The sequence below is a fragment of the Paenibacillus sp. LHD-38 genome (assembly GCF_031157315.1).
Lineage (GTDB): Bacteria > Bacillota > Bacilli > Paenibacillales > Paenibacillaceae > Pristimantibacillus.
In genome coordinates this window covers 98,715-125,712 of the sequence record NZ_JAVIFU010000017.1, presented here as the reverse complement: position 1 = coordinate 125,712, position 26,998 = coordinate 98,715, and the positions used below count along the sequence as shown (strand labels likewise).

Annotated in this window: 25 protein-coding genes and 1 other annotated feature; of the genes, 9 read left to right on the top strand and 16 right to left on the bottom strand. The window is 47.9% G+C overall.

Features of this window, described 5'->3' with window-relative positions; all coding sequences use genetic code 11:
• Positions 1–201: 201 nt before the first annotated feature.
• The 4 genes from RCO25_RS16510 to ilvB all read right to left on the bottom strand — a co-directional run bounded on the left by RCO25_RS16510 (position 202) and on the right by ilvB (position 5,213).
• Complete coding sequence (locus tag RCO25_RS16510; RefSeq protein WP_308997234.1) at positions 202–1,746, bottom strand: 2-isopropylmalate synthase; 1,545 nt, start codon at positions 1,744–1,746, stop codon at positions 202–204.
• A gap of 123 nt (positions 1,747–1,869) precedes the next feature.
• Positions 1,870–2,862: a ketol-acid reductoisomerase gene (gene ilvC / locus RCO25_RS16505; protein ID WP_183567566.1), complete on the bottom strand. Its 993-nt coding sequence runs from the start codon at positions 2,860–2,862 to the stop codon at positions 1,870–1,872.
• 123 nt (positions 2,863–2,985) lie between these two features.
• Positions 2,986–3,471: an acetolactate synthase small subunit gene (ilvN, locus tag RCO25_RS16500; RefSeq protein ID WP_308997233.1), complete on the bottom strand. Its 486-nt coding sequence runs from the start codon at positions 3,469–3,471 to the stop codon at positions 2,986–2,988.
• Positions 3,468–5,213, bottom strand: a complete 1,746-nt coding sequence (gene ilvB / locus RCO25_RS16495) for a biosynthetic-type acetolactate synthase large subunit (RefSeq protein WP_308997232.1) — start codon at positions 5,211–5,213, stop codon at positions 3,468–3,470. The genes ilvN and ilvB overlap by 4 nt, the downstream gene beginning before the upstream one ends.
• A gap of 566 nt (positions 5,214–5,779) precedes the next feature.
• Between ilvB and RCO25_RS16490 the strand changes: the two genes are divergently transcribed.
• Positions 5,780–6,232, top strand: coding sequence for a GNAT family N-acetyltransferase (locus RCO25_RS16490; RefSeq protein ID WP_308997231.1), 453 nt, complete (start codon positions 5,780–5,782; stop codon positions 6,230–6,232).
• A 14-nt stretch (positions 6,233–6,246) separates the two neighbouring features.
• On the opposite strand, the gene RCO25_RS16485 is transcribed toward RCO25_RS16490, so the two are convergent.
• The 5 genes from RCO25_RS16485 to RCO25_RS16465 form a co-directional block, all read right to left on the bottom strand.
• Positions 6,247–6,606, bottom strand: a complete 360-nt coding sequence (locus tag RCO25_RS16485) for a hypothetical protein (protein WP_308997230.1) — start codon at positions 6,604–6,606, stop codon at positions 6,247–6,249.
• Positions 6,607–6,801: 195 nt separating this feature from the next.
• Positions 6,802–7,161: a 50S ribosomal protein L20 gene (gene rplT, locus RCO25_RS16480; RefSeq protein ID WP_054028358.1), complete on the bottom strand. Its 360-nt coding sequence runs from the start codon at positions 7,159–7,161 to the stop codon at positions 6,802–6,804.
• 50 nt (positions 7,162–7,211) lie between these two features.
• Entirely contained in the window at positions 7,212–7,409 is a 198-nt protein-coding gene (gene rpmI, locus RCO25_RS16475; RefSeq protein ID WP_053374531.1) for a 50S ribosomal protein L35, read from the bottom strand.
• Positions 7,410–7,443: 34 nt separating this feature from the next.
• A complete protein-coding gene (infC, locus tag RCO25_RS16470) occupies positions 7,444–8,049 on the bottom strand; it encodes a translation initiation factor IF-3 (RefSeq protein WP_374992120.1) in 606 nt (201 codons plus the stop codon).
• Positions 7,999–8,156, bottom strand: a sequence feature (ribosomal protein L20 leader region). Its footprint overlaps the gene before it by 51 nt.
• A gap of 98 nt (positions 8,157–8,254) precedes the next feature.
• A complete protein-coding gene (locus RCO25_RS16465; protein WP_308997229.1) occupies positions 8,255–9,490 on the bottom strand; it encodes a glycosyltransferase family 2 protein in 1,236 nt (411 codons plus the stop codon).
• Between the two features lie 702 nt (positions 9,491–10,192).
• On the opposite strand from RCO25_RS16465, the gene RCO25_RS16460 reads away from it, so the two are divergent.
• Positions 10,193–10,765, top strand: coding sequence for a phosphatase PAP2 family protein (locus RCO25_RS16460; protein WP_308997228.1), 573 nt, complete (start codon positions 10,193–10,195; stop codon positions 10,763–10,765).
• Here RCO25_RS16460 and trmB read toward each other — a convergent pair.
• Together trmB and RCO25_RS16450 are read right to left on the bottom strand one after the other, a co-directional pair.
• Positions 10,762–11,529 (bottom strand): tRNA (guanosine(46)-N7)-methyltransferase TrmB, encoded by a 768-nt coding sequence (gene trmB / locus RCO25_RS16455; protein WP_308997227.1) that lies wholly within the window; start codon positions 11,527–11,529, stop codon positions 10,762–10,764. The genes RCO25_RS16460 and trmB overlap by 4 nt on opposite strands.
• Before the next feature lie 173 nt (positions 11,530–11,702).
• The gene (locus RCO25_RS16450) at positions 11,703–11,912 is read right to left on the bottom strand and encodes a hypothetical protein (protein WP_308997226.1); all 210 of its coding nucleotides are present in this window, start codon (positions 11,910–11,912) and stop codon (positions 11,703–11,705) included.
• A gap of 280 nt (positions 11,913–12,192) precedes the next feature.
• On the opposite strand from RCO25_RS16450, the gene mnmL reads away from it, so the two are divergent.
• The 3 genes from mnmL (at position 12,193) to RCO25_RS16435 (ending at position 14,881) form a co-directional block, all read left to right on the top strand.
• Complete coding sequence (gene mnmL / locus RCO25_RS16445) at positions 12,193–13,155, top strand: tRNA modification radical SAM protein MnmL/YtqA (protein ID WP_308997225.1); 963 nt, start codon at positions 12,193–12,195, stop codon at positions 13,153–13,155.
• A 58-nt stretch (positions 13,156–13,213) separates the two neighbouring features.
• Positions 13,214–13,810, top strand: coding sequence for a tRNA 5-(aminomethyl)-2-thiouridylate-methyltransferase MnmM (gene mnmM / locus RCO25_RS16440; RefSeq protein ID WP_308997224.1), 597 nt, complete (start codon positions 13,214–13,216; stop codon positions 13,808–13,810).
• A 90-nt stretch (positions 13,811–13,900) separates the two neighbouring features.
• The gene (locus RCO25_RS16435) at positions 13,901–14,881 is read left to right on the top strand and encodes a type I phosphomannose isomerase catalytic subunit (protein WP_308997223.1); all 981 of its coding nucleotides are present in this window, start codon (positions 13,901–13,903) and stop codon (positions 14,879–14,881) included.
• Between the two features lie 381 nt (positions 14,882–15,262).
• Here RCO25_RS16435 and RCO25_RS16430 read toward each other — a convergent pair whose 3' ends face one another.
• Together RCO25_RS16430 and RCO25_RS16425 are read right to left on the bottom strand one after the other, a co-directional pair.
• Positions 15,263–17,155: a B12-binding domain-containing radical SAM protein gene (locus tag RCO25_RS16430; protein ID WP_308997222.1), complete on the bottom strand. Its 1,893-nt coding sequence runs from the start codon at positions 17,153–17,155 to the stop codon at positions 15,263–15,265.
• A gap of 154 nt (positions 17,156–17,309) precedes the next feature.
• Positions 17,310–18,860, bottom strand: coding sequence for a stalk domain-containing protein (locus RCO25_RS16425; RefSeq protein WP_308997221.1), 1,551 nt, complete (start codon positions 18,858–18,860; stop codon positions 17,310–17,312).
• A gap of 188 nt (positions 18,861–19,048) precedes the next feature.
• Between RCO25_RS16425 and RCO25_RS16420 the strand changes: the two genes are divergently transcribed.
• Both RCO25_RS16420 and RCO25_RS16415 read left to right on the top strand, forming a co-directional pair.
• Positions 19,049–19,975, top strand: coding sequence for an RluA family pseudouridine synthase (locus RCO25_RS16420; RefSeq protein WP_308997220.1), 927 nt, complete (start codon positions 19,049–19,051; stop codon positions 19,973–19,975).
• A gap of 101 nt (positions 19,976–20,076) precedes the next feature.
• Positions 20,077–20,412, top strand: coding sequence for a DUF1904 family protein (locus RCO25_RS16415; RefSeq protein WP_308997219.1), 336 nt, complete (start codon positions 20,077–20,079; stop codon positions 20,410–20,412).
• A gap of 26 nt (positions 20,413–20,438) precedes the next feature.
• Here RCO25_RS16415 and RCO25_RS16410 read toward each other — a convergent pair whose 3' ends face one another.
• From RCO25_RS16410 to RCO25_RS16400, 3 genes are all read right to left on the bottom strand, one after another.
• On the bottom strand, positions 20,439–22,409 hold the full coding sequence (locus RCO25_RS16410) for a glycosyltransferase family 39 protein (RefSeq protein ID WP_308997218.1): 1,971 nt from the start codon (positions 22,407–22,409) through the stop codon (positions 20,439–20,441).
• On the bottom strand, positions 22,406–23,701 hold the full coding sequence (locus RCO25_RS16405; RefSeq protein ID WP_308997217.1) for an MFS transporter: 1,296 nt from the start codon (positions 23,699–23,701) through the stop codon (positions 22,406–22,408). The genes RCO25_RS16410 and RCO25_RS16405 overlap by 4 nt, the downstream gene beginning before the upstream one ends.
• A gap of 107 nt (positions 23,702–23,808) precedes the next feature.
• Complete coding sequence (locus RCO25_RS16400) at positions 23,809–24,369, bottom strand: GNAT family N-acetyltransferase (RefSeq protein WP_308997216.1); 561 nt, start codon at positions 24,367–24,369, stop codon at positions 23,809–23,811.
• Positions 24,370–24,439: 70 nt separating this feature from the next.
• Between RCO25_RS16400 and RCO25_RS16395 the strand changes: the two genes are divergently transcribed.
• Positions 24,440–26,674 carry a UvrD-helicase domain-containing protein gene (locus tag RCO25_RS16395; RefSeq protein ID WP_308997215.1) on the top strand — a complete coding sequence of 745 codons (2,235 nt, stop codon included), beginning with the start codon at positions 24,440–24,442 and terminating at the stop codon, positions 26,672–26,674.
• The gene (locus tag RCO25_RS16390; RefSeq protein ID WP_308997214.1) at positions 26,611–26,928 is read left to right on the top strand and encodes an HD-GYP domain-containing protein; all 318 of its coding nucleotides are present in this window, start codon (positions 26,611–26,613) and stop codon (positions 26,926–26,928) included. The genes RCO25_RS16395 and RCO25_RS16390 overlap by 64 nt, the downstream gene beginning before the upstream one ends.
• Positions 26,929–26,998: the final 70 nt, after the last annotated feature.

Here is a 26,998-nt window from a genome sequence, read left to right as displayed (position 1 = left end):
TTCTCATTCTATTATCATTTGTACCATAAAAACGGTTTGATTACAAAGATATAAAATCTATTTACTCTATAGACTGAAGCTATAAAGATGAGATTTACGAGTCGAAGACCTCAAGGGCGGACAGAAAAGACAATAGGACAGTCCCGCTGGTCATAAATTGACCATGCGGGACTGTCCTATTTGGCTTCACTACGCATTCCTCTAGATCAAGCTCATCTTATCACGGCGGCCCGGTGTCTTGCGCTTCTCGATCAAACGGTTAAGCGCGTCGATATAGGCGCGCGCGCTCGCTTCAAGGATGTCCGTGCTAAGTCCGCGGCCTTGGGCAGAAACTTCGTCCTGCTTCAGAACAACATGCACCTCGCCTTGCGCATCTTTGCCTTGCGATACCGATTTAATCGAGTAGTCTTCAAGCTCCACAGCTTCCTTGGTAACCTTGTCGATCGCATTATATATCGCATCGACGGAACCGTTGCCGATCGCGATCTCTTCAACGACTACGCCTTCCGCGCTGCGGATCCGAACGGAAGCGCTTGGCGTTGATTGGTTGCCGTAGCTTACTTGGATTGTCTCCAAGCTGAATACTTCAGGCGTATCAATCAGCTTCTCTTCCAGCATAGCGAGAATATCTTCATCGCTAACGGTTTTCTTGCGATCAGCCAAATCCTTGAATTTAGCAAACGCAGCGTTAACCGCTTCATCTTCAAGCTCATAGCCTAGATCGATTAGCTTCTCGCGGAACGCATGGCGTCCGGAGTGCTTGCCGAGTACTAGCTTAGATTCTTTTAAGCCGATCGTTTCTGGTGAAATGATCTCGTATGTCGTTTTTTCCTTCAGCATGCCATCCTGATGAATACCTGACTCATGCGCGAACGCATTGGCACCAACAATAGCTTTGTTTCCTGGAACAACCATTCCTGTCAGCTTGCTGACAAGGCGGCTCGTCTTGGCGATTTCCTTCAGATTCAATGTCGTTCGTGCACCAAAGTAATCCGGACGTGTCGCAAGCGCCATGGCGATCTCTTCAATCGCTGTATTGCCTGCACGCTCCCCGATTCCGTTAATGGTACCTTCGACTTGATCCGCACCGTTCAAAATCGCCGCAAGCGCGTTAGCCGTCGCCATGCCGAGATCATCATGGCAATGTGCGCTCAGCTGGATCTTTTCGATATTCGGTACGTTTTCCTTCAGGGTTTTGAAGATGTTACCGAATTCTACCGGATTCAAATAACCAACCGTGTCCGGAATGTTCACGACTGTTGCTCCTGCTTTGATCGCGAGCTCCGTTACCTGGCATAAGAAATCCAGCTCCGTACGACCGGCATCCTCTGCCGAGAACTCTACCTTGTCAAAATATTGCTTCGCGTAACGAATTGCGCGCTCTGCTGTTTCTAGCACCTGATCCTTCTCCATCCGCAGCTTATGCTTGCGGTGAATAGGGCTGGTAGCAAGGAACACGTGAATGCACGGATCCTGCGCGCCGATAAGCGCTTCACGCACTGCATCGATATCCTGCTCGCGCGAGCGAGACAAACCGATTACCGTAGCATTCTTAACTGCGCGCGCAACCGCGTTAACCGCAGCAAGATCACCTGGCGAAGCCGCTGGGAAGCCAGCCTCAATACGGTCCACTCCAAGCTTCTCAAGCTGAAGGGCAATCTCTACCTTTTCCTTCGTGTTAAGGTTTACACCTGGAGATTGCTCTCCATCACGAAGCGTTGTATCGAAAACATAAATTTTCCGCATTTGTGCATTGCACCTCCGTGAACAGAATGATCCCGGCACGCGTATGGAGCCGCTGTACGAAACGCAATCCGCTTCGTATAGCGATCCGGCGAACCGGGATATGGTCGTTCATTCTATCTGATATTACTTCTTGATCCAGTGCATCAATTCGCGAAGCTGTGCGCCTGTTTGCTCAATAGGGTGAGCTGCTTCGTTACGGCGAGTAGCTGTAAGCATTGCACGGTTCGATTGGTTTTCCAAGATGAAATCACGAGCAAAACGGCCGGATTGGATATCTTCCAATACGCGTTTCATTTCTTTTTTCGTTTCTTCAGTAACGATACGGGGACCTGTTACATAATCGCCGTATTCTGCAGTGTTGGAGATGGAATCGCGCATCGACGAAATTCCGCCTTCATACATCATGTCAACGATAAGCTTAAGCTCGTGCAAGCACTCGAAGTAAGCCATTTCTGGAGCATATCCAGCTTCTACAAGCGTTTCGAAGCCTGCTTTAACGAGTGCGGAAGCACCGCCGCAAAGAACTGCTTGCTCACCGAACAAATCTGTTTCTGTTTCTTCTTTGAAAGAAGTTTCGATAACTCCTGCACGTGTACAGCCGATACCTTTAGCATATGCAAGACCGATTGCTTTAGCATTGCCAGTAGCATCTTGCTCGATTGCGATTAGACCAGGAACGCCAAAGCCCTCTTGGTACGTACGGCGAACCATGTGACCAGGGGATTTTGGAGCAACTAGGAATACGTCTGTATCTGCGTTAGGCACGATTTGGCCGTAGTGGATGTTGAAGCCGTGAGAGAACATAAGAGCCGCGCCTTTTTTCAAGTTAGGAGCGATTTCTTCGCTGTATACTTTCGCTTGTGTTTCGTCAGGAAGCAAGATTTGAACAACGTCAGCTACTTTAGTTGCTTCAGCAACTGTAAGTACTTCGAAACCGTCTTTTTTAGCAACATCAGCGGATTTACCAGGACGAAGTCCGATAACTACTTTCAAGCCGCTGTCGCGAAGGTTTTGTGCTTGAGCGTGTCCTTGGCTGCCGTAACCGATTACTGCGATTGTTTTACCTTGTAGTACGCCTTGATCAGCGTCTTTTTCATAGTACATTGTAACTGCCATTTTAATAATTGCCTCCTTTAATTTAACCCTTTTGAGCGGGTGTTTAAGCAGAGAATGACCCATAAGCAGCGGTTCTCCCCTTAAACTCCCGCTCAAAACGGGATGTCGAAATAAGATCAGTGACTACTTTGCGTTGCCGCGGTTCAAAGCGGTTACGCCTGTGCGTGAAAGCTCGCGAATGCCGTAAGGCTTGAGCAATTCAACCATCGCATCGATTTTCTCCGTGTCGCCAACAACCTGTACCATAAGCGAATGAGTGCCAATGTCAACTACCGCCGCGCGGAAAGTTTCAACTACGCCGAGAATTTCCGGACGGGCTGCAGGCTCTGCATTCACTTTGATAAGCGCAAGCTCGCGGGCCACCATCGGATTAGAGCTAAGATCGATGACTTTGATAACATCGATCAGCTTGTACAATTGCTTAGTAACCTGCTCGAGGGTATGGTCATCACCTGAGGTGACGATGACCATACGCGACAAGCCTGCTTCTTCGCTGGAACCAACCGTAATACTTTCAATATTAAAGCCGCGGCGTCCGAACAAACCGGAAACGCGCTGCAGAACGCCGGGCTGATCGTTAACGATTACTGCGATCGTGTGCTTTTTCATTCCGCATCCCCCATGATCATTTCGTCGATGGTGCTTCCTTGTGCAACCATTGGGTACACGTTCTCTTCTTTGCGAACGACGAACTCAACAACTGCCGGACCAGGATGACGGAGCGCTTCTTCCCAAACCGCACGCGCGTCTTCTTTGTTCGTAGCGCGGAAGCCTTTTACTCCGTAAGCTTCGGATAGCTTAACAAAGTCAGGGCTGCCAGAGAGATCGATATGGCTGTAGCGGTTATCATAAATCAGCTCCTGCCACTGACGAACCATTCCAAGCACCTGGTTATTGATGATGACTACTTTAACCGGAATATTATTAATGGCGCAAATTGCAAGCTCCTGCGCGCACATTTGCATTCCGCCGTCACCATTGATAGAAACGACAACGCGTTCCGGGTTCGCCATTTGAGCGCCGATTGCCGAAGGGAATCCGAAGCCCATCGTGCCGAGGCCCCCCGAGGTTACCCATGAACGAGGTTTGTTGAATTTGTAATACTGCGCTGCCCACATTTGGTGCTGACCTACGTCGGTCGTTACAATCGCATCGCCGTTTGTTGTCTCGTGAATCATTTCGATAACCCATTGCGGCTTCAGTTCATCCTCAGAATCCTTGTAGCTAAACGGATATTGCTCGCAAGAGGCTTTAAGCTTCGCACGCCAATCGTCCGCTTTATCCGCACGCTTAGCTTGCTTATTAACAAGCTCCAGAACGGTCTTCACGTCACCCACGATTGGAATGTCAGTCGGAACGTTTTTGCCGATTTCCGCAGGATCGATGTCGATATGAACGATTTTTGCAAGCGGAGCAAAGCCTGAAAGCTTACCGGTAACACGGTCATCGAAGCGAGCGCCGATATTGATAAGCAAATCCGCACTTTGTATCGATTTGTTTGCCGTGTAGGTTCCGTGCATGCCCGGCATACCCAGGAACAGGTCATTACCGCTTGGGAAAGCTCCCAAACCAAGCAAGGTTGTTGTAATTGGAATTTGTGTCTTCGTTACAAATTCGTACAGTTCTTCGTGGCCGCCAGAGTATACAACTCCGCCGCCTGCCAAGATAATCGGACGCTCGGCTTGTTCAATGGCCTTAATGAGCTTGTCGACTTGATTCTTGTTTGGCGATACCGTCGGGTTGTACCCGCGGATGCTCACTTCAGTTGATGGCTTAAACAATGTCTTAGCCGCCGAGATGTCTTTCGGTATGTCAATCAATACTGGGCCTTTGCGTCCAGTGTTGGCAATGTGGAATGCTTCATGAATAATACGCGGCAAATCTTCAACGTCGCGTACCAAGTAGCTGTGTTTCGTAATCGGCATTGTAATGCCCGTAATGTCCGCTTCCTGGAAAGCATCGCTTCCGATCAAGCTGGAAATGACATTGCCCGTAATAACGACTAACGGCACAGAATCCATAAAGGCCGTTGCAATACCCGTAACGAGGTTCGTTGCTCCTGGACCTGACGTTGCGATACATACGCCTACTTTACCGCTTGCGCGGGCATAGCCGTCTGCTGCGTGAATAGCGCCCTGCTCGTGACGGGTAAGTAAATGATTGAAATCGGGGTTTCCGTGCATCGCGTCATAAATGTACAACACTGCTCCGCCAGGATAGCCGAATACACAATCTACACCCTCAAGCAGTAGACTTCTTAACAAAATTTCCGAACCAGATATGACCTCGGGCTTCGAGAGTCTTTCCTTCAATTCCTCTTTTGACTTCAGTGTTGCACCTTGCGTTACCATCAGTCATCCTCCTCTCAGAAAAAAACAAAAAAACCTTTCGCTCCTCATGCTTCAAAAAGAAGCAACGAGGGACGAAAGGTATATCTTCCGTGGTACCACCCAAATTTGTTATACGTCTCCCGATGTATAACCTCCACAAGTAAGAACGTCGTGCACATACGTTCATACTATTGGCACTTTAACGCTTGCCTTGCGATTTCCCCTATTAGGCAACAGCATTCGTTGTTGCTTTTCAAGGAAACAGCTCCGAGGTGAGCTCGTAGAAAAGGGATTTTGGCGATGGTTGCAGCTAATCCATCCGCTCTCTGTTCAAAAGGGCCCTAAGCACTTCGTCCTCATCATTGCTGATTTTGTATTTACCACATGGTGCGTACACCGGTACGTGGTAGATAAGACTTTCTTTATTATATGCCGTGAATCCTCGTTCGTCAAGAACCCTAATGATTCTTCCTGCAAATTCTAATTGGCGCATTCACAGGCTAATGCACATATACTATTTTAGCCCCCAAACGGCAAACTCATGCAGCGTTCTTGTCGCCCGGCGCCGCAGAAATGGAATGATGGATATGATTCGACTTTATGACCCCAGGCTGGATCAAGCCGAGGTGGTCCGCCTTATACGGAACGAGCTTATTCCTTTATCCCATACGGTGCACCAGCTTGATGCCCAAACGATCAGAGAGCTCCCTAAGCGCTTCCGCCGCGGCGTTACTTATGTAGCATCCTTATCAAAGAAGAGCCCACCTGTCTCCTTCATTCATTTTGAAGTAATGGGTGAGGTCCTTTATTTAGATATGATGGTCACGCATCCCGATCATCGAAATCGACAATGGGGCAGAAAATTAATGGCTCATAGCGAGGCTTACGGCAGAACGCAGAACTGCAAGGTTGCCAGACTGTTTGTGGATCAGGTAAATGATAAAGCACATCATCTCTATAGCAAGCTTGGCTATCACACCGTCCGCTACTACCCTGATCTACGCTGCTATGAGCTGCTTAAACCGCTCACCCCGCCATGATCATCTAGCTGCCATTAATACCCGTTGTATCCTTGGTTGCCGTAGCCGTCACCATAACCGCCATAGCCGCCATAGCCGCCGTCGTAGCAGCATTGTTTTTTAAAGTTGTTGTTGCAGCAGCCACCGCCACCGAAACCACCAAAGCCGCCGCCAAAGAACGGAAGCGTACCGATTGCAAGAAGATCAAACAAAACGAGAGGCAAAATAGCTTTCGTTTGTACGACTTTTCCCTTTTCATTCTCTAATGGGGCTATGATCAGTTTATTTTGGTGAACCTTAACGAGCTTGCCAGTGACGACAGAGCCGTCTGGACGAACTGCATAAATGGATTTGCCGATCAGTTTCCGTACGTCTTGTTTGGAAACGTTATGCATAGAAATCCCTCCTTTCCTGTTGTCCTTCAACATATTCAAGGAAAAGAGCATCCGTCTGTTTGTTTGTCCTCGCCCGCAACAAATGTGCGCATGCAAGCTTAAAAAGTGAAGTAGACATACCCCAAGCCAATACAAAAAAGGCTGCCCAAACTCATCGGATAGATGACTTGGACAGCCTTTATATGTGATTAACGCCTACGCGTTAATTTTTTCTTTTGCAATACCTGCAAGGGAGTTGAACGAAGTCATATCGTTAACTGCCAGGTCAGCAAGGATTTTGCGGTTAACTTCAACGCCCGCAAGCTTCAAGCCGTGCATGAATTTGTTGTACGAAAGTCCGTTGATGCGAGCTGCCGCGTTAATACGAACGATCCACAGTCTGCGGATGTCACGTTTTTTGTTGCGACGGTCACGGTATGCGTACATAAGGGACTTACCAACTTGCTCCTTCGCTGTTTTAAACAGGCGATGTTTCGAACCGAAATAACCTTTAGCTAGCTTTAGAATTCTTTTGCGACGACGAGTGCGGACAAATCCGCCTTTGACTCTTGCCATGAATGGAAACCTCCTGTAGGTTGAATTAGCTTATTTGTTGTAGCTTATTATTACAAGTTAGAAAGGCCTTGCTTCAAACGACGAACGTCGCCAGCAGCCATAAGCGGTTGACCAGCAAGTACGCGTTTTTGACGACCGGATTTGTGTGAAAGCAAGTGGTTACGGTAAGCTTTGTAACGTTTTACTTTACCAGTTCCAGTAATTTTAAAGCGGTCTTTCAGACTGCTGTGAGTTTTCATCTTAGGCATATCAGTTATCCTCCTTAAAGTTCTTCATCAGTTGTTAGCTGTTGGTTTTGGGTGCCAAAATCATAATCATGCTCCGGCCTTCCAGCTTAGGAGCGCGCTCAACGCTGCATAATTCGGCAACCTCTTTTGAAAGACGATCCAAAATCTTTTGTCCAAGAGACGCATGTGCAATCTCACGGCCGCGGAATCTGACGGATGCTTTCACTTTATCGCCTTCATTGAGAAACTTGACAACGTTACGATATTTCGTTTGGTAGTCATTTTCATCAATGTTAGCACGGAACCAAACTTCTTTAAGATCAACGATCTTTTGGTTTTTACGAGCTTCTTTTTCTTTCTTCTGCTGCTCGTAACGGAACTTTCCGTAGTCCATGATCCGGCATACCGGCGGCTTAGCCGTCGGTGCGACGTTCACCAGGTCCAAATTAAGCTCAACAGCTAGCTGCATAGCATCACGAATCGATTTAATACCGATTTGCTCGCCTTCAGCGCCTACTAGGCGTACTTCTCTGGCCCGGATCTCATCATTGATTTGATGTTCTCTGCTAATAACGTGCCACCTCCAAAAATGGTTTGTTTCATGTCTCCACGCAATAAAAAAATGCGGGTTCACTAGAACCCGCATCTCATAACCGTACATGTATGTCAGAGCATCATTTCAGTTGAAATAATGGAATGACTAATCGATTATCGCGAACCAGCCAGCCTTAGCCGAAAGGTGAGAAGCGGGTGCTTCTGCTTGTGCGTCATTAAGTTAGTTGAAAATGTTACCGTGTTACTATACCATGGCCCACAGAGCCATGTCAACAGCTTCAGAAATTGTTTTCAGAACCGATTTCAAATAGCTATTTGCTTTGCACTTCTTCTATCCGAACGACGCGGGTATGCTGGGTATGGCTCCATGTTTTGTTGTTCTGAGTGAAGAAAGCGTAAAACGTGATCGGCCACCAAGAAACAAGGAAAAACGGCAGCGTAAGAAGATGAGCATACATTTTCCACGATTTTACTCCCTCTAGCATAAGCGCAAGCGGGAATTGGATAATCCCAGCAAACGCAGCGATTCCAACCGTCCACCATGGTAAATAGTTATAAAGCGAATCCAAGTAGTTAGTCGATGGAATCGCAATATCGATCCACATAACAAGCGTCAAGATAAATCCAAACAAGGTGTTATAAACAGAAATGGTGTAGATAGCCGAATCGAATTTCACAAAGTTGCGTTCCTTGATACTTGCCCAAAGAAGCGGAAAAAAGTAATTGCGCGCTACGTTGAAATGCCCTTGCATCCAGCGAAGTCGCTGCCTAGCGGAAGCTTTGAACGTTACCGGTTTCTCATCGTACACCTTTGCATCGTAATTCAAAACAGGATAAACGCCGCGCTGCACGCAGCGCATTGAGAATTCCAAGTCCTCAACGAGGCTTGTCGCTCCCCAACCCATGTCTTTGAGAAGCGCCGACTCAAAACACATTCCGGTGCCACCAAGGAAGTTGCTCATCTTCAAGTTTGTTCTGGAAAGCTGCCATAGTCGGTTGCAGTACCAGTAAGTAATGCCGTATGCAGCAGTAACCCATGAATCATCTGGATTCTTCGTATCCAAATATCCTTGAATAACTTGATGTCCCTCGCACAAATCATTATTCATCAGTTGCAGGAAGTCAGGGTTTACGAGATTATCCGCATCAAACATGACAATTGCATCATATTGGCGAGGCATAGCCCATAACTCTTTAAGCATCCATTCAATCGCATATCCTTTGCCTCGTAGAAGCTGGTTCGATCTTTCGCAAGCATGAACCCCATGACTTCGGCTTATGTCTGCTGTTCCGTCCGTGCAATTATCACAAATCACAAATATATCGTATAGTTCCTTCGGGTAGTCCATCTTTTTCAAATTTTCGATTAACGCGCCGACCACTTTTTCTTCGTTATGTGCTGCCACTAGAACCGCAAACGATTTTTGAGCTGCGTGGTGCTTCCGGCTTTTGTTTTTCATCAGGCCGAATACCGAAATACCGAACTGGTAAACCGCAATTGACGCCATCACGATTTGCAACGCAATAAAAATAACACTTAGAACCATGCGATACTGCCCCCTTAAGACCCCATTTTTTTGCTTTGTTTCAGCATCCGAGCTACGGCTGCTGCAAGCTTTTTATTATATATTTTCTCTTTGTATGAGTGTTTCTCTGCAAACACTCCCGGACCTTTATTGATTCTCCACAGAAACAACTTCTTTGTCAAAAGTTGAATTAGTCTTCATTAGGCTTAATCTTGGCAGAAAAACGCTTGCATTGCGTACCAATGAACGCATTACCTCCTTTTACGACGATTCAGCCTTATTTTCAACCATTTGCTGACTTTTTAGCACTAACGTCCTTATTTACGAGGAAAGACAGGAAAATGTTTCTTTAATTGTATATCGACTTTGTGACGAACAGGTGAACACGCCTTTTCTTCTGACAGCTTTCGCAAGTTCGACGGGTTCTGCCAGAACGTTCGAAAATATGTCCATTACAGTTTTACCATCAACTGCACATAATTAAACAGGAAATCGCAATCAATATTTATATCCTATATTCCATGCGGATTCCTAGCCTTTTATAGAAGCAATTGCTCCTGCCGCCGCAACCCACACAAAATGTATTTTAAATGTTATAATACTTACTTATCTTTAATAATGGGACAAGAAATAGTTTACGCTCCGCTTACAGAAACATGTTAAAATTAAAAATATCTAACAAATGAAAATAAAAAGTAAGCCACCGTTAGGAGGATGACAGCGATGGAACGAATGATAGGCTGGCTGAAAACGAGTGAGCAAAAAATGCTGATTTGGGCAAATCGGAGACCTTCTGGGGGAAAAAGACATCGTTTCCTTAATAAATGGTTAAGCACGGTCACACATATGGGCGGCGCCAACTTTACGCTCACAACCGCCCTTCTATATGCACTGCTGGCACCTGCTCCATGGAGCCTTACTGGATGGCAATGTTTGACAGCCGTCGTCATTAGCCACTTGCCAGTTGCCATCGTTAAACGAAAATTCAAGCGGCTTCGGCCTTATCAGGCGCTGCCTGGTGTCAATACCGGACATAATCCGCTCGTAGATTCGTCTTTTCCTTCCGGTCATACGACAGCGATTTTCGCTTGGCTTGTTCCCATATTGTTGACAAGCGGCTTATGGCTGACTTTTCTAGTACCGATAGCACTAATCATTGGTATATCTGTCGGTTGGTCGAGGATGTACTTGGGTCTGCATTATCCATCGGATGTTGCCGCGGGTGCACTGATTGGATCGGTGACTGCCCTTGCGGTCAACTACTCATGGGTCGGATCGGCAGCAGGAATTAACTAATTGTCCTCGTCATCGGAATCATTCAGATCAGCTTTGTTTGCTTCTTCTTCTTCCTTGATCGATTTCTCTTGCTTCGCCTCGCGATGCTTCCGCAGCGCCTCGGAGCCGATAACGGCTTCCACCCGATAAATGTTTTGTCCTTTTTCCATAAACTTCATCTCATATTCCGTAAACACAAGGTCCTCTCGGGGGCCTTCTTTGTGCAAATGGAGCGAAATATTACGCATGATCAGTTCCATTTCCGCAAAGCTGTTCAAAGAAAACTCAAATAGCGATTGGGAATCCGTCTTAAAATGAATCTCTCCGCGCTCATTTAGCAGCTCGATATACTTGGCTACCAGCCTTGGATGTGTAAGTCTACGGCGTGCATGCTTGCTCTTTGGCCACGGATCGCTGAAGTTAAGATGAACGCGTTCAATCTCCCCTGGCGCAAACATCGTCTCGATGCCTTCGATATTTGCACGAAGCAGTGCGAGATTCGGCGGATGCGACTCCCCTTTTTGTTCCCAAACGATGCGGGCCTTCTCGCTTGCGCGGCGCAGAAGCTCATCGTACATATCGACGCCAATAAAGTTAATATGCGGATAGCGGGCGCTCATTTGACTAATAAAGCGGCCTTTACCCATACCTAGCTCTACATATATAGGCTGGTCGTTTCCGAAAAACTCATGCCATTTTCCTTTGTGGGGTGCAGCATCCAGAACGACTAGCTCCGGCTGTCCCTCGAGACTTTCCCGAATTCCTTTTCTTCCTCTTAAACGCATATGCAGTGATTCCTCCATTTATCGTAGACGATGCAACGAATAGACTAGTCCTTATTGTGCCCAACAATTTAAGCAATGTAAAGAGGAATGAGCAACGATCTTATTATAGAAAAAAAAGCCGCGGCCAGTTATTGGCGACGCGGCTTTCCTCTTGTTCAGTTTCTTCTATGTTCTTACAGCAGAAGCTGATACGGGATCGGGGCATTTTCTTGCTGATCACGTTCATAAGTTTCAAACAGCACTTCATTAAGCTTCTTGCGAGCGGAAATTTCTACGCCATGGTTATTGTGAAAACGGACACCCGTAAGCGCCATCAATTCTTTAACAGTTAGTTCGACAGTAACGGTGTCGTCGCCGTGTGGAATTTTGGACATGTTATTCATCTCTAATCACCTCATCGATTTATTGTAAGAGTATTTCCATTTAATCGACGTTTCATGAATGCAGGTTCAATTGGGCTATGTCAGGTTTATTTGTTGTTTTGTCGCACTTTTAATATAACACTTCATGTAAGGTTATGCAAGCCCAAAATGAACCATTTCAAAAATAATTTCCAAATAAAGCGGTTTCCGAACGTTCTATAACCCTTCCTGGATCAAACGTGGCTTTTCCACTCGTTTTTCGTTAAAATAGAGGGTGTAAGTCTTGAAAAAGGGGAAAACGATGATTGAATTACACAGATCTCCGCAGCAGCCAATGCTCTGGGGCGATAAACGATTTCATACATGGAATTACGAGATGCGGAAGCAGTTTGGCGGCAAGGTATTCAAAGTCATGCTGGATGCGGGCTTCACCTGCCCGAATCGGGACGGCTCTATCGCTAAAGGCGGCTGCACGTTTTGCAGTGCGCGCGGATCAGGCGATTTCGCGGGAAGCCGGCGGGATGATCTGGTTACTCAGTTCAATAACATACGCGACCGCCAACATCAGAAGTGGCCGGATGCGCAATACATCGGTTACTTCCAAGCTTATACGAATACGTATGCGCCTGTTGAAGAGCTGCGCGAGTACTATGAGATTATTTTACAGCAGCCTGGCGTTGTTGGCCTATCGATTGCAACACGCCCCGATTGCTTGCCTGATGACGTTGTCGATTATTTGGCTGAGCTGAATGAACGCACCTATCTTTGGGTAGAAATGGGTCTGCAGACCGTGCATGAATCCACTTCAGAGCTTATTAACCGGGCACATGACACTGCGTGCTATTTGGATGCGGTGCAGCGACTTCGTGCGCGCGGGATACGGGTTTGCGCGCATATCATTTACGGCCTTCCGCAGGAAACGCATGAAATGATGCTTGATACCGGCCGCGCCGTGGCGAAGATGGATGTCCAAGGCATCAAGATTCACTTGCTTCACCTCATGCGCAAGACGCCGATGGTCCGTCAGTATGAAGCCGGTCTGCTGCAATTTTTGGAGCAGGATGAATATGTGAAACTAATTGTCGATACACTGGAGTTTCTTCCGCCCGAAATGATCGTCCACCGGCTTACTGGCGATGCGCCGCGCGATTTGCTGATTGGCCCGATGTGGAGCATGAACAAATGGGTAGTGCTTAATGCTTTCGACGATGAGCTGAAACGCCGGAATACTTGGCAGGGCAAGCTTTGGCAGCCGGAGGGTTAGGTACGATGGAGCATATAAATAAGCCTCTCGCTCCAAAGGCGGCAAAAGGAGGTAACGAATGGGGTTTCTATCCGTTTTAAGCATGGCCCATAAGTGGATTGCCGAACGCACCACGCCCGGCGATATCGTCATTGACGCCACTGCTGGAGGCGGCGTCGATACACTAATGCTGGCTGAACTGGTTGGGTCCAAAGGCACCGTATACGCCTTCGATATCCAACAGGAAGCGCTCGATCGCACGCATGAGCGTCTCTCCTCTCTCGCGGAAGAAAATAAGCTTCCTGAAATGAGGCTTATGCTTGAGAGCCATGCAAGGATGGCCGAGGCTGTTGACCGATCAGCCATTGGACAAGTCTCAACCGTTATGTTCAATCTTGGTTATTTGCCTGGAAGCAGTGATCTTACGATCATCACCGAGACGGCTTCGACACTTGCCGCGCTTGATGCAGCAATCAGTTTGCTGCGACCAGGCGGCATTGTGACTTGCGTCTTGTATCCTGGGCATCCCGGGGGCGCGGAGGAAGCCGCTTGCGTAGAGAACTGGGCAGCTCAGCTGCCCCAAGTCCTAGCACAGGCAGTTATTTATCGGCAGTTGCAGCGAGCAACGGCCCCTTATTTAATAGCGATTGAAAAACGCCAGGCGGCGGTTAGGTAATTGGTTACTAGATTCCGGAACAAAAGGGCGCTATTATCTAGTGTGGTATAACAATAAAAACCATACATACAGACATGGGAGAGATGAATAATGACAGTAAAACCTTATCCATTGCAATTTAAGCCGGAAATGAAAGAGCGTATATGGGGCGGACGCGCACTGGAAGGCTTTGGACTTGAGCTGCCAGATGGTTCGATTGGCGAAGGCTGGATGATCGGTGATCACCCGAATGGAACAACCAAAGTTATGAATGGCGAGCTTACAGGCGTCGGCCTAGATCAAATTCGGGAGACCTATGGACCGGTTTGGTTCGGCACTCAAGGCTTCTCCGAGAAAAACGGGCGTTTCCCGCTGCTTATCAAGCTGCTGGACTGCAATGATGACCTATCCATTCAAGTACATCCAACGGATGTATATGAAGGTCTGCCTGCCGGCGAGCTCGGCAAGACAGAAATGTGGTATATTCTCGATGCGAAGCCCGGCGCAAAAATCATCTATGGCCTAAAAGACGGCGTTGACCGCGCAGCCATGGAAGCCGCAATCGCGGAAGGCCGCATTATGGATACGCTGCAAGAAGTATCCGTTGAAGCCGGCGATGCGTTCTACATCCCTGCAGGAACTGTTCACGCACTCTGCTCCGGCGTCGTAGTTGCCGAGATTCAGCAAAACTCGGATACGACTTACCGTTTGCATGATTATGATCGCCCTGGCCTTGACGGGCAATTGCGCGAGCTGCATATCGAAGATTCCCTTAATGTTATCGCCTATGAAGGCGCTGGCGCACAGCGCATGAAAACGGATAATGCCGCGGCTGGAGAGTGGCTGACAATCGCTACCTCCCCTTACTTTATCGTAGAGAAAGGGATTGTGTCGGCCCCTTGGAAGCTGTCGACTTCACTCGAAAGCTTCGTAATCCTGGTTATCGCGGAAGGTGAAGGCCAATTGAAATGGGCAGACGGCGAGCAATCCGTCAAAGCCGGCGAATGCTTCCTCCTTCCTGCTAACCTCGGTGATTACGAGCTTACAGGCAGCATGACGGTTCTCCGCAGCATCGTACCTGCTTCCGTCTAAATCTCTTCCCACAAGCGTAAACGGCTGACGCCGTCTATAGCGGCAGAAGCTCGTTTCGCGATGAAATATAAGCATTGTATAAGGTTAAAATTTATACTTTCTTATATTTCAAGCGTAAACGGCTGACGCCGTCTATAGCGGCAGAAGCTCGTTTCGTGATGAAATATAAGCATTGTATAAGATTAAAATTTATACTTTCTTATATATTTCAAGCGTAAACGGCTGCAGCCGTCCTTTGGCGGCAATAGCTCGTTTCGCGGAGATATATAAGCACGTTTATAAGTGAAAACTTATAAATTCTTATATATAGAAAAGAACCGCCACCCCTTTCAAAACGGGGCCGGCGGTTCTTTTTTTATTTTGCCAAATTAAAATTATAGACTAGCTTTGCAGCGCTTTCTGCTCAGCCTCCACGCTTAACGTGAACGGACGCGGCTTCGGCTTGCTGCTGCCCGCCTCGAGGGCATAAAGTACGACGAGCAGCGTATGGCGCTCCCGGTTGACCTCTCCCGATGCTAGGAATTCGGCGAGATCAAATGGCAGCTTCTCGATAACGGCATGCTTATGAAGCTCTTTCTCGCCGAAACCTAAAGCGGCGAACTCAGGGGATACATCCTCTGGGCGTTCCGCTAAGCGGCGCATCCAGCCGCTCCATACGGACTTGTCCATCGTAAACTCCCACCAGGTTTTACGCGGCTTATAATTGTGATTAAGGAAATAATCATATTTCATGAGCCCAAGCACAACATCGGAATCAAGCCGAGATCCGGCGATCGCGAGCACTTCGTCAAAGGTAAAAGAAACTTTCTCTGAATCCTCTTGCGGTGACGGCAATGATCCGACAGCCTTCTTCCCGGACAGTGGCAGCGATTCAAGGAACGCCCAAAGCCGCGAGTACAGATCCTCAAGCTGATGACCGATCTTTTGCCAGCCGCTGCGCTCCCAGAAATCGCCGAACGCTTGGAAGAAGTCGAAAGGCGATGGGAAAACACGATCGACCAAATAAAGAAGCGTATGGTCCATCCGGTGCGCATTCCAGTATTTCTCGAGTACATCCTCTACCCGTTTGATGCGAACGATATCGCCGAATGGCATGAGATCATTTCCAAGCATCTCATACGGCGATCTATCCATATAAATGTAGCCCCATTTATCCGCTTCGCGGCGCAATCCGGTACCGCGCAGCATTTTGAGAAAGCCCAGCTGAAGCTCCTCGGGACGAAGCTCGAATACGTCATTAAACGTTCCGCGGAACGTATCGTAATTTTCAAGCGGCAGTCCGGCAATCAAATCGAGATGCTGATCGATCTTTTGCGAATTTTTCACCTTCATGACGGTACGAACAAGCTTCATCCAATTTTGCCGGCGCTGAACCGCTTCATTTGTTGGATCATTGGTCGATTGCACGCCGATCTCGAAGCGGAAGATGCCTGGAGGCGCATGCTCGGCCAAATAGTCGAGCACCTCAGGGCGCATGATGTCAGCCGTAATTTCAAATTGGAAAACGCAGCCTTGATGGTTTTTGATCAAAAACTCAAAAATTTCGAGTGCATAATCCCGTTTGATATTAAAGGTGCGGTCGACGAACTTAATGAGCTTCGCGCCTTTTTCGATTAAATACAAAATATCCGCCTTCGTCCGCTCCATATCATAATAACGAACGCCAACTTCGATACTGGATAAACAAAATTGGCAGCTGAACGGACAGCCGCGGCTTGTCTCGAAATAAACGACGCGGCTCCCCAAATGAGGAATATCCTCCTCAAAGCGATGCGGGGAAGGCAGCTCATTCAAGTTCAATTTCGGACGCGGCGGATTAATTAGCACTTCCACACGATCCTCGCGCTGCTTCCGGTAGGTAACACCGAATACCATATGGTATTTGCCGTCGCCTTCAATCTCTGTAAGCAAATGGTGGAAGGTTTCTTCGCCTTCCCCGACTACGATAAAGTCAACCTCTTGCACGCGCTCCATCCAATAGTCCATATCATAGCTGACCTCAGGACCGCCGAGAATGATCTTAATTTCCGGCATGATTTTTCGCAGCATATTAATGACCGTAATCGTTTCTTCGATGTTCCAAATATAACAGGAGAACCCAACGACATCAGGCTTTCGCGAAAAAATATCCGATACGATGTTCATGACCGGATCTTTAATAGTGTACTCTGCAATATCGATATCGAATCTATCGCCGCTGAACGCCTTTAAGCAGCGCAGCGCAAGCGATGTGTGTATAAACTTAGCATTTAAGGTGGACAGTACCACTTTCATAGCATAACCTCTCTAACTTAAGCATTTGCGTATTCTGCGTAACGCCAACATCTCATTGCGCATTTAGCAAGATGCCTTCTATTGTACCGAAAAAAGAAGAAAAAAAGAAGAGGCACCCCTTTCCGCGTCTTGCGGTTAGGATGCCTCGCATCACTTACACTCTCACTTTAATAAAAAGCTCATTTTTCAGCTGCATATCGATTACAGGGAAACGAACCCGCCATTTGTCGCCGCTAAGGGCGGAAACCTCTCCTGCGGCAAAGCCACGCGGTTCAAATCCGTAATCGCGCTGGTAGGAAATGACGACTTGGATCTTGTCGTCAGGCAGCATGGAATGGAACTCATATCCCATGTTAATCGCCCAAAGGCGAAGCTCCTGCGATGTTGCTGCCCCATAGTACATATAGAACAAAGGATCTATTTCCGCGGTAAGCACCAGCCAGCCGGAGGAATCACGTTTTGCCTCCCATTTCGTGAAGGCAGCCTCGCCTTCCGTCGTTGAAAGCAAACCATATTGATCCTTGAGTAGCTTCTCGATATCTGTCAGAGGTGCGCCCACTAATGTAGCCGGCAGACTGGACGGTAAAAATGCCGCGTTTGCAACCAGTTTGTCTGTCACTTCGCTGTTCAGGCTAGCCGCGTGAATGATGGAAACGGCGAAGTTTAGGTCGGCGTTTGTACCTGAGTACCCCAACGTCGTAATGCCGATAAGATCACCGTATTCGTTGAACAATGCACCGCCTGAGCTTCCATGATCGATTGGAGCGCTTGTCTGAATGTATCTTATACCGTCTTGGTATGTAATATTGCTGATCAAGCCGTCGGAAACCGTATTTTGCAGGCCAAGCGGGCTGCCAATGGCAACGACCTTGCCGCCTTTGTAAGAATTTAATCCGTAGCCTAAAGTTACAGGAGCTATATCGATGGGCTCGGCTGTTTTAACGATAGCAAGATCCGCATCCTCGTCGTAGTTGACGACACCGGTTATTTTCAGCTCTTCGCCATTGATCGTCAGCGCCGTGGCTGATGCTGCATCCGCGATCACATGATGATTCGTTAGAATCAGATTTTCTCCAATGACCACGCCGCTGCCTTGCGCGCGATTCGTCATGATCAACACGACGCTTTCATCGAATTTATCTACAATCTCTTTGCTCGTAAAGGTTGGCAAATTTTTCTGCTGCTCAAGCCATTCCTCGTAATCTGCATTTTCAGCAGCTTCTTGGGATGTAATCCGAACTGCGTTTGCAGCTTTATCCCATTTCACCGTTGCATTAAGAGATTCAGCTATAAAGCGCGCGGGTACAAACGTTACGCCCTTGCGGACGATTGCCGGAGCATCGAGCTTCACCGTACTGCCGTTAATGACTGCTGTTTTGTTGCCTACTTGAAGAGAAATCGATAAATAGCCTTTACGTCCAATAATCGTTCCTGTCTTGCCCTCCCAAGTAACCGAAGCGCCAAGTGCCGTAAAAATGTCGCGCATAGGTACGAAAGTAACGCCCTTCTCTGCATAAGCGGCAGCCGAAAGGGAAAGCTTCTTGCCGTCTACGATAACCTGTAATTGCTTAACTGAGGAGGCAACCGCTTTGTTCGTAACGCTAGCTGCCGCTACGGAACTGTTGCTGAGCCCTGGCAATGGAGCAAGCAATAAGCCTGCTATGAGCAAGGGACTAAGCAAGGACTGAATAAGTTTTGTTTTCACGCGATTATTCCTCCAACCTTTTCCATTTTCACCATATGGTATATCTATCAACAATCCTACCATTCTACTTCATGATTTGTCTATCAAACGGGCATTGATAGAGAGCACAAGGTCGATAAATAGAAGATTAGAACTGCAGCCTTCAATCATGGTATAGTAGGAGCATTGAATCTAGGAGGTTTTTTAGCATGCACAGAGGAAAAAAGCGGGGAGCTCCTCAAAAACAAGCAGACAAGAGCAAGTCCTATCCGGTTACTGAACCGATAGAGCTGCTTCCTTTTCTAATAAAAAATATATCCGGCGCCGGACGAAACGTCGTCAAATCGATACTGGCGCATGGACAAGTATCCGTGGGCGGTAAATCAACAACGGCATACAATTATTTGCTTCAGCCGGGCCAGACCGTTACGGTAGGCAAAGAACGGCCGCAAGAAAAGCTGCCGCTGGAAGGACTCGCCATCCTATTTGAGGATGAGCACATCATTGTCATTAAGAAAGAAGCCGGGCTGCTTTCCATTTCTTCAGACGCCGCACCCGAAAATGAAATTACCGCCTACCGTCAGCTAACGGCTCATGTACGGCTTGAAAATTCGAAAAACAGAATCTTCGTCGTGCACCGGTTAGATCGCGATACCTCCGGTGTCATGATGTTTGCGAAGAGCGAGGCCGTCCAGCAGCAGCTGCAAAACACTTGGCAGGACACCGTCCAGGAGCGTATTTATGTCGCGCTCGTAGAGGGTGCCGTCAAGAAGGAAAAAGGAACGATTTCTTCGTGGCTGAAGGAAAGCAAGACGCTCAAAATGTATTCAAGCTCCTACGCGAATGACGGCCTGCATGCCGTTACTCACTACAAGGTGCTTCGCGCAAACAAAAACTTCTCCCTTCTGGAGGTACAGCTCGAAACGGGCCGCAAAAACCAAATTCGTGTGCATATGGAGGATATCGGCCATCCAATCGTTGGTGACAAAAAGTACGGCGCACGCTCCAGAACGATCGGCCGGCTTGGCTTGCATGCGCGAGTGCTTGCTTTTACGCATCCCATCACAGGGAAGCTGGTCCGATTTGAAACCGACATCCCGAAGCTGTTCCTAAAGCCGTTCCAAGTAACGGAATAAGAGGAAAAATAAAAAGCATCGGCCGCTGAGCTAAAGCGGTCGATGCTTTTTTTTGTTATACTACTATGGATATTTATTCTAGAAAACAGGAGGTAGCGGATATGCCACATTTATTATTCCGCGGCGTCGCAGCTGACAGGCTGCAAGCCGTCACCGCGCCGCTTGCCGAAGAGCTTGCCGCGATTTGCGAGTGCGGCACCGATAATTTCACGATGGCTTGTCTGCATACGACGAGCGTTTTTGGCAGCCAGCCGGGTGATCCGGCTTTTGCGTTCATTGAGGTTGGCTGGTTCGAGCGAGGACAAGCCGTCAGAAACCGCTTCGCGCAAGCCGTCACCCGTTACGTGGGGCAGCTGGACATTCCCGAAATCGAGATCGTGTTCCACGCTTACCGTGAGGACAGCTATTATATTAACGGCGAACCGGTCGAAGAGTGAAAATGGCTTCAAGCCATTTTCATTCCTTATTCCTGCCGAATCGTCCATTCCACATCGTCGATATTCAACCAACCTGTGCCTCCGGTAAAATACACTGAAACCGTATCCTGCTCAGCTACTGACACAGCAGACAGCTGGATTTCTTCATATTCCTCATGGATTTGGATTGGCTGCTCCCGTACGCTCACGCCATTAATGGAAACCCCGATCATCCCGCCTTCCGCGTTTGCGCTGGCTTTGACAGAAAGTATATATTCGCCTGCTTCAGGGTTAACAAAGGTCTGCGAAACGCGATTCCCACTCCCTGGGTCAATGTACATCAGTTTTGTCCCGCCAAAGGGTCGATTCGTACCTACTCCTGCACCGGCGGTAAACGACCAATACTGCTGGTCCTCCTCAAAGCCGCCATTTCGGAAGGATTCATGCACCGCAGAAGCTGTCGGCATCCCTTTACCGCTCACAACCGTGTAATGCTTAAATTTTTTGATTTTATAACCAGAATCTTCAGGTGGTATCGCAGCGTTGTTCGAAAAAATATAAACCGCATCCTCATTCGGTCTAAGCTGAGGCTGCTCAAAATAATACCTGCCGAAGGAACGGACAAATTGGAAGGCTGCTCCCGGATTTATATAATCGACCGTATCGAGAAATTGCCGCGGATCGATTTTCTCATAGAACAATACAAAAATATAAGGCATCATCACATCATCCGTTACATAAATCCGGCCTTCCGTCTCATCCGAAGCATATTGCACGGCCTCACCAAAGGATTCAAAAAAAAGCGGACTTATTTGTTTGGAATACGAAGTGAAATATTGCGCGCAGAAAAAAACGAAAAAGATGGAAAATGCAGCGACTACAATAACGAATGAATATTTGATCTGTTTATGCAGCCACATTAAGCCTGCCGCAGTCAAAAATACGGTTGGATAAAAAATAATGTTAATGCGATTGATATTCACATCCGTAATTAGCGTCATTAGAAGGGCCGTTCCGAACCATATGGCGATAATCGCCGTCTCCACGCGGAAATGTTTTATGATTTGATAAATCCCATATAGAATTCCGATCCCGATAAGCGGTAATGCCAGCGGATACATATAACCGAATTTTGGCATCGCGTTCCAAAGCAGACCGTCGGTTTGCGTAAGATACATTTTCAAAAACGGTTTGAAATGATGCGCAATCATCGATAAAGCATTGCCTTCGAATGCTGTAGATACCTGCTCTACACGGGGCACAGTGAGCTTCGGGATGGAGAAAAGGAATTGCAGCGTCGACATATGGAATCGGTTAATAAGAAGAAACAAGCCAATAGGCGCCGCTAAAAGGATTAGGACGGCACTATTCCATAGCAGTACGCGCAGCCTAAATGTCTTTGTGACAATGAGCAGCGACAAAACGCCAAGCCCAAATACCGGCACAAAAAAATAGGCCGTACCGTATGCGTACAACGAGGCGGCAAGCGTAATCGTAAAACCAATCAGCCACCTCGGCTGACGGACAGCTTTAAATAAAAAAAAGACGGCAAGCAGCACAAGCGTAGGAAAAAGGTTCGACTCAAGCGCCCACCTGGACATCATAATATGCCATGGGCAAATGACGATCAAGAAAGCCGCTGCGGCTGCCGCAGACTCCCTCTTGAACATCTGCTTCGCGATTAAATAGAAGATCACCATACCGACGAGCCCAAACAAAATACTGACCATACGAACGGATAAGGGGGTTAAACCGAATAAGTAAATGAACGGCATGGATAAGTAGGCATATAATGCATTTTGTCCGCTCCCCCAGGCAATCAAATGAATCGGAAGCGTTATGCCGTTCCGGTCGATTTCATAATGAAGGATGGAATAGGCATCATAACCGATCGATGCCTCGTCCTGATTTAGGCCTCCTGGAATGGAACCCGCATATAGAACTCTTGCTGCAGTACCGATTACAAACAGCAGACAGATCAGTTTATTTTGTTCTATCCAGTCATAAAAACGAATCATTGCTTAAGGTCACCGTTTCTTGTTGTAGTGTTTGACTGACTGATCGGATAAAGAAAAAAGAAAACCAGTGCGATGAGCAAAGCAATAAACGGGATGATGCTCAGCATCGAACGGATGCCCCAGACAGCAGTCTCCGCTTGTACGGCATCCTTCACATAGCCGGTGCTCTCTAAAATAACGCCAAGTACGACTGCTTGCAGCGAAACGCCCCATTTGACGATAAACCCGTTCATGCCAAAGTACATGCCTTCCCTGCGAACCTTCGTCCGCGTCTCATCCTCATCAATAATCTCCGACAAGAGCACATCCAACAGAACGAGCAGTCCGGCTAGCCCGATGCCGATCGCCGCAGCCGCCGCGGCCGCCGCCGCAACGATTGACACGAATACAAATGGAATCATAGCAAGCGCATATAAGCTGACCGCAGCAATGACCGTTCGGCGCGCTCCCCATTTCTGAACCAATCTGCCCCATAAGTAGACGCAGGGTATTGCTGCAATAAAGATAGCGCCTAACAAAATCGTATTGCTTTCATCTCCGGCACCAAGCACGTATTTGGTAAAGAAAGGGATTGCCGCTGGCAGCATAGCAAAGGTGAATTGGACGAAAAAGCTGCCGATAACGTATAAAACGAACGCTTTATTTGAAAACGTAAATTTCAAAGACTGGAGAAACCCGATTTGTTCTCGCTGAACTACGACCTTCTCTTTGCTGGCTGACACCATAATAATCAAGAATAGTAGCGCGATGCCTGCAAAAATAGCTCCCATCGGCCCCCAGCCCAGCTTACCGTAAACGAGCGGCGGCAGCGCCACGCCAATAATCATCCCCAAGATCCCGAACATTTGCCGCCATGAGGATACGGACGCCCGCTCCTTCATCGTCGTAAACATCTCCGGAAACAAAGCCGAATAATTCAAAACGACCATAACAAACAAAATATCAAAAAGCAGCACGATCGTTAAAAAATACCAAAACAATACTGTCCCCGTCCCCACAGGAAACCATATCGCCGTAAACAATGCCGCCAGCGGCACCATGCCAAACAGCATATAGGGAACACGTCTGCCAAAGCGACTTCTTGTGCGATCGGAAATATACCCAAACAAAGGGTTTAACACAGCATTCACGATGCCATGAATAACCATTGCCGCACTGATCAGAGTGGGCTTTACGCCCAGCACGTCTACATAATAAAAAACGATGTATGATGCGAAGGCCTGCGCGATTAGGTTTACTGATAAATTACCTGAACTGTACGCTAGTTTCGATTTGAAGCTTGCAATGGCCATGGAAAACACGCTCCCGGATTCGATGAAAGTCTAGTATAAATAGCAGCTATAACTCTCTCATCTTACCGTATGAATCCTTATTATTCCATAATTAACTTTTGAATCTATTACTTCTGCTTGATCATTCGAATATAACGGCTTCCGCTCACTTGAATCGAGCCGTCCTCGATGTAATTCAATTTTTTATACAGCGCATAAGCTCTTGCATTATCCGGTTCCACAATGAGCGACAGCCTGCTGTATCCTTGCTCCAGACCCTTTTGTTCAAAAGCGCTGATCAGCGCTTTGGCGATTCCTTGCCCCTGATACCGTTCATTAACTGCAATGGAATCCAGATAATAATCCCCTTCCTTCGCTTCTACGGCAATGGTCTCATCGGCGCGTGCGCCTGATTTCCTTCCAGCCCGGTTAATAAAAGGCAGATCGAGCGCCGCCGCTCCATCCCCTGCATAGCTGAGCAGCATGCCGGCAATCCCGTCTTCCCGTCGATCAACGAGCACATGCTTATAGCTGATCCTATTGTCCTCGCGTATATAAAAGTCTGAAAGGACTCGCGTTGCTTCTAATGAATCATCTGTTCCCGCTAATGTGTACGCAATGTGGCCGATCGCTGCAAGGAGCAATGGCAAAACTTCTTGTACATCTTCTTTTCTGGCTGATTCTATCATGATGGCATCCCTCATTCTTTTTATGTTCTGTTATAATAAATGAATATTATTTTCTAAAGGTGATGAAGTAGTGAGCAATAACTATTATACATTCCCCATCGGCGTTAAAAACAGTGAGGTTCCCTTAGCGACAAAAGCGGAGGCAGAGACGAGCCGTCAGCTTGTCGGTTCCGATGAGCGGGACTCCGGTTTTTTTCGCGCGCTGGAGCAATACGGCATCTCCCTTAACCGGCCGCAAATTGCTGCCGTTCGTCATCATAATGGGCCCGCTCTAACCCTAGCGGGAGCCGGCTCGGGCAAGACCTCGGTACTCGTATGCCGGACCGCGTATTTGCTTGCTGTGCAAGATGTGCGGCCTCAGCATATTTTACTGATGACCTTCTCCAAAAAAGCAGCGGATGAAATGCGCAGCCGAATCAGATCACTGCCAGTCGTTAATCCGCAAGCGGCAAGCGGCGTCGAGGCACGGACCTTCCACTCCTTCTGCCTCCAGCTTCTGAGGGGACGAGGCTATCGCCAGGGTATTCTGGCAGAAACCGGCCAGAAGCATATCTTTTTCAAAAGGCTCATGCGGGAGCTCCTGCTGCAAAACGAATACGAGCCCGAAACGCTGCTCGCGCAGCTTTCGGCTATTAAACTGCAAATGATCAATGTGAGTGACCTTCCTTCTTCGACGACGGAGGAACGTGAGCTCAAGCTGCTGTTTACGCGTTACGAGCAGTGGAAGAAAGACATGGATAAGCTCGATTACGATGATCTTCTTTTAGAGGCTTATAAGCTGCTTAGGGAAGACCCGACCCTGCTTTCAACGCTTCAAACACGGTTCCAATACATCATGATCGATGAGTTTCAAGATACCAATCAGGTGCAATACGTACTCGTGCAAATGCTGGCCGACAAGCATCGCAACCTGATGGTTGTAGGCGATGACGATCAGACGATTTATTCGTTTAACGGTGCAAAAAATGATTATATCTTAAATTTCGAGCATCAATATCCAGGCGCCGCCACCTACATTCTCGATATTAACTACCGCTCGACTAGCACAATCGTCGGTCTTGGCAATGCCATCATTCAATACAATAAGCTTCGCAAGGAGAAAACCTTGCTGGCCGTGAAGCCTAAAGGTGTAAACCCAGCATACGCCCGCCTCAAAACAACGCAGGACGAGGCAAAGCTCATCGCGGATACGATCACAGAGCAGGTTAACCATGGCAAGCGTTCCTATGGAGACTTCGCGGTCTTGTTCCGTACAGCGAGCAGCAGCAGGGCGCTTATCGAGCTGCTGCTGACCAAAGAGCTTCCGTTCATCGACTTCGGCGACGGTCAGCTCTTTTATGACCAATGGGCCGTCAAACCGCTGCTTGCCCATTTGCGGCTGGCGCAGGATCGGCGAAATTTCGATGCCTTGGAAATCTTGTTGCCTTCCCTTTACGTCAATCGCGAGCAAGCAATGGCCTTCATTTGGAACCAAGATAAGCAGCGGGCAAAAAAATGGCCGCTTATCCATTTGCTTGAATTCCCGCAGCTGAAGGAGTTTCAAAAGGACAAAATCAAAGAACGCATTAAGCTGATTAAATCATTAACGGACAGCAAGCCTGCTGCAGCTATTATGCAGCTGCGCCAAGCCTTTTATGACCAATTTCTCGAAACAAGCAAGCGTCATGAAATGACGGAGCATAAAGAAGGGCTAAAGGAAGTGCTGGACGAGTTCGAAGCAGCCGCGGGCACTTACGACACAATCGAGGCTTTTTTAGCCTATATCGATGATATTACGGACAAACATGCTGCCGTGCAGCAGCTCCAGAAGCATGAGCATAACCGCAGCGCGATATCACTGATGTCGATACACAAATCCAAGGGACTCGAATTTCCTGTCGTATTCGTGATTGGCGTCTCGGAAGGGATACTCCCGCACAGCTCCGCGCTTGCCGCCGATAAACATAGTGACCGCAGCTCCATCCAGACTGGCGATGACGCGCTTGCCGAAGCGCTGGAAGAAGAAAGACGCCTCGCATATGTTGCGGTTACTAGGGCGAAAGAGGAGCTGTATATCAGCTCTCCCGCGCTTTACCGGGGCAAACCCGCAGAATTATCGCGATTTATCCGATCAGCCTTTAGGAATGGAGAAGAGGAGGACGGCGATTCCGAATCGGTTCTGTCTTGGCGGTGTACCAGCAATTCCTGTCAGGTATGGCAGCGTATTATTACTTACGAGGATTCACAAACCGAGGCTCGGGCATGTCCTTTGTGTCAATCGCCTATGGAGCAAGGAACGAAGGTCTTGCCGAAGAAAAAGATATAAGGAGATGCAATCTCCATCATGAAAAATGGGACGGCACCGGTTATCCGCATCGACTGGCCGGCGAGGACATTCCGATAGAGGCCCGTATCGTAAGTGTCGTTGATGTTTTTGATGCGTTAACAAGCATCCGTCCTTACAAAGAAAAGTGGTCCGAGCAGCGTGCCCTTGAATATATCAGAGAACAGTGCGGTCACCATTTTGATCCTGAGCTGATCGACTCGTTCCTGGCACTCATTCATAATGAATCCGAATAGCCCCAATAAAAGCGGCAGCCAATCACAGGAAAGCTTGTGTTTGACTGCCTCTTCTTTTCTTATTTGCTAA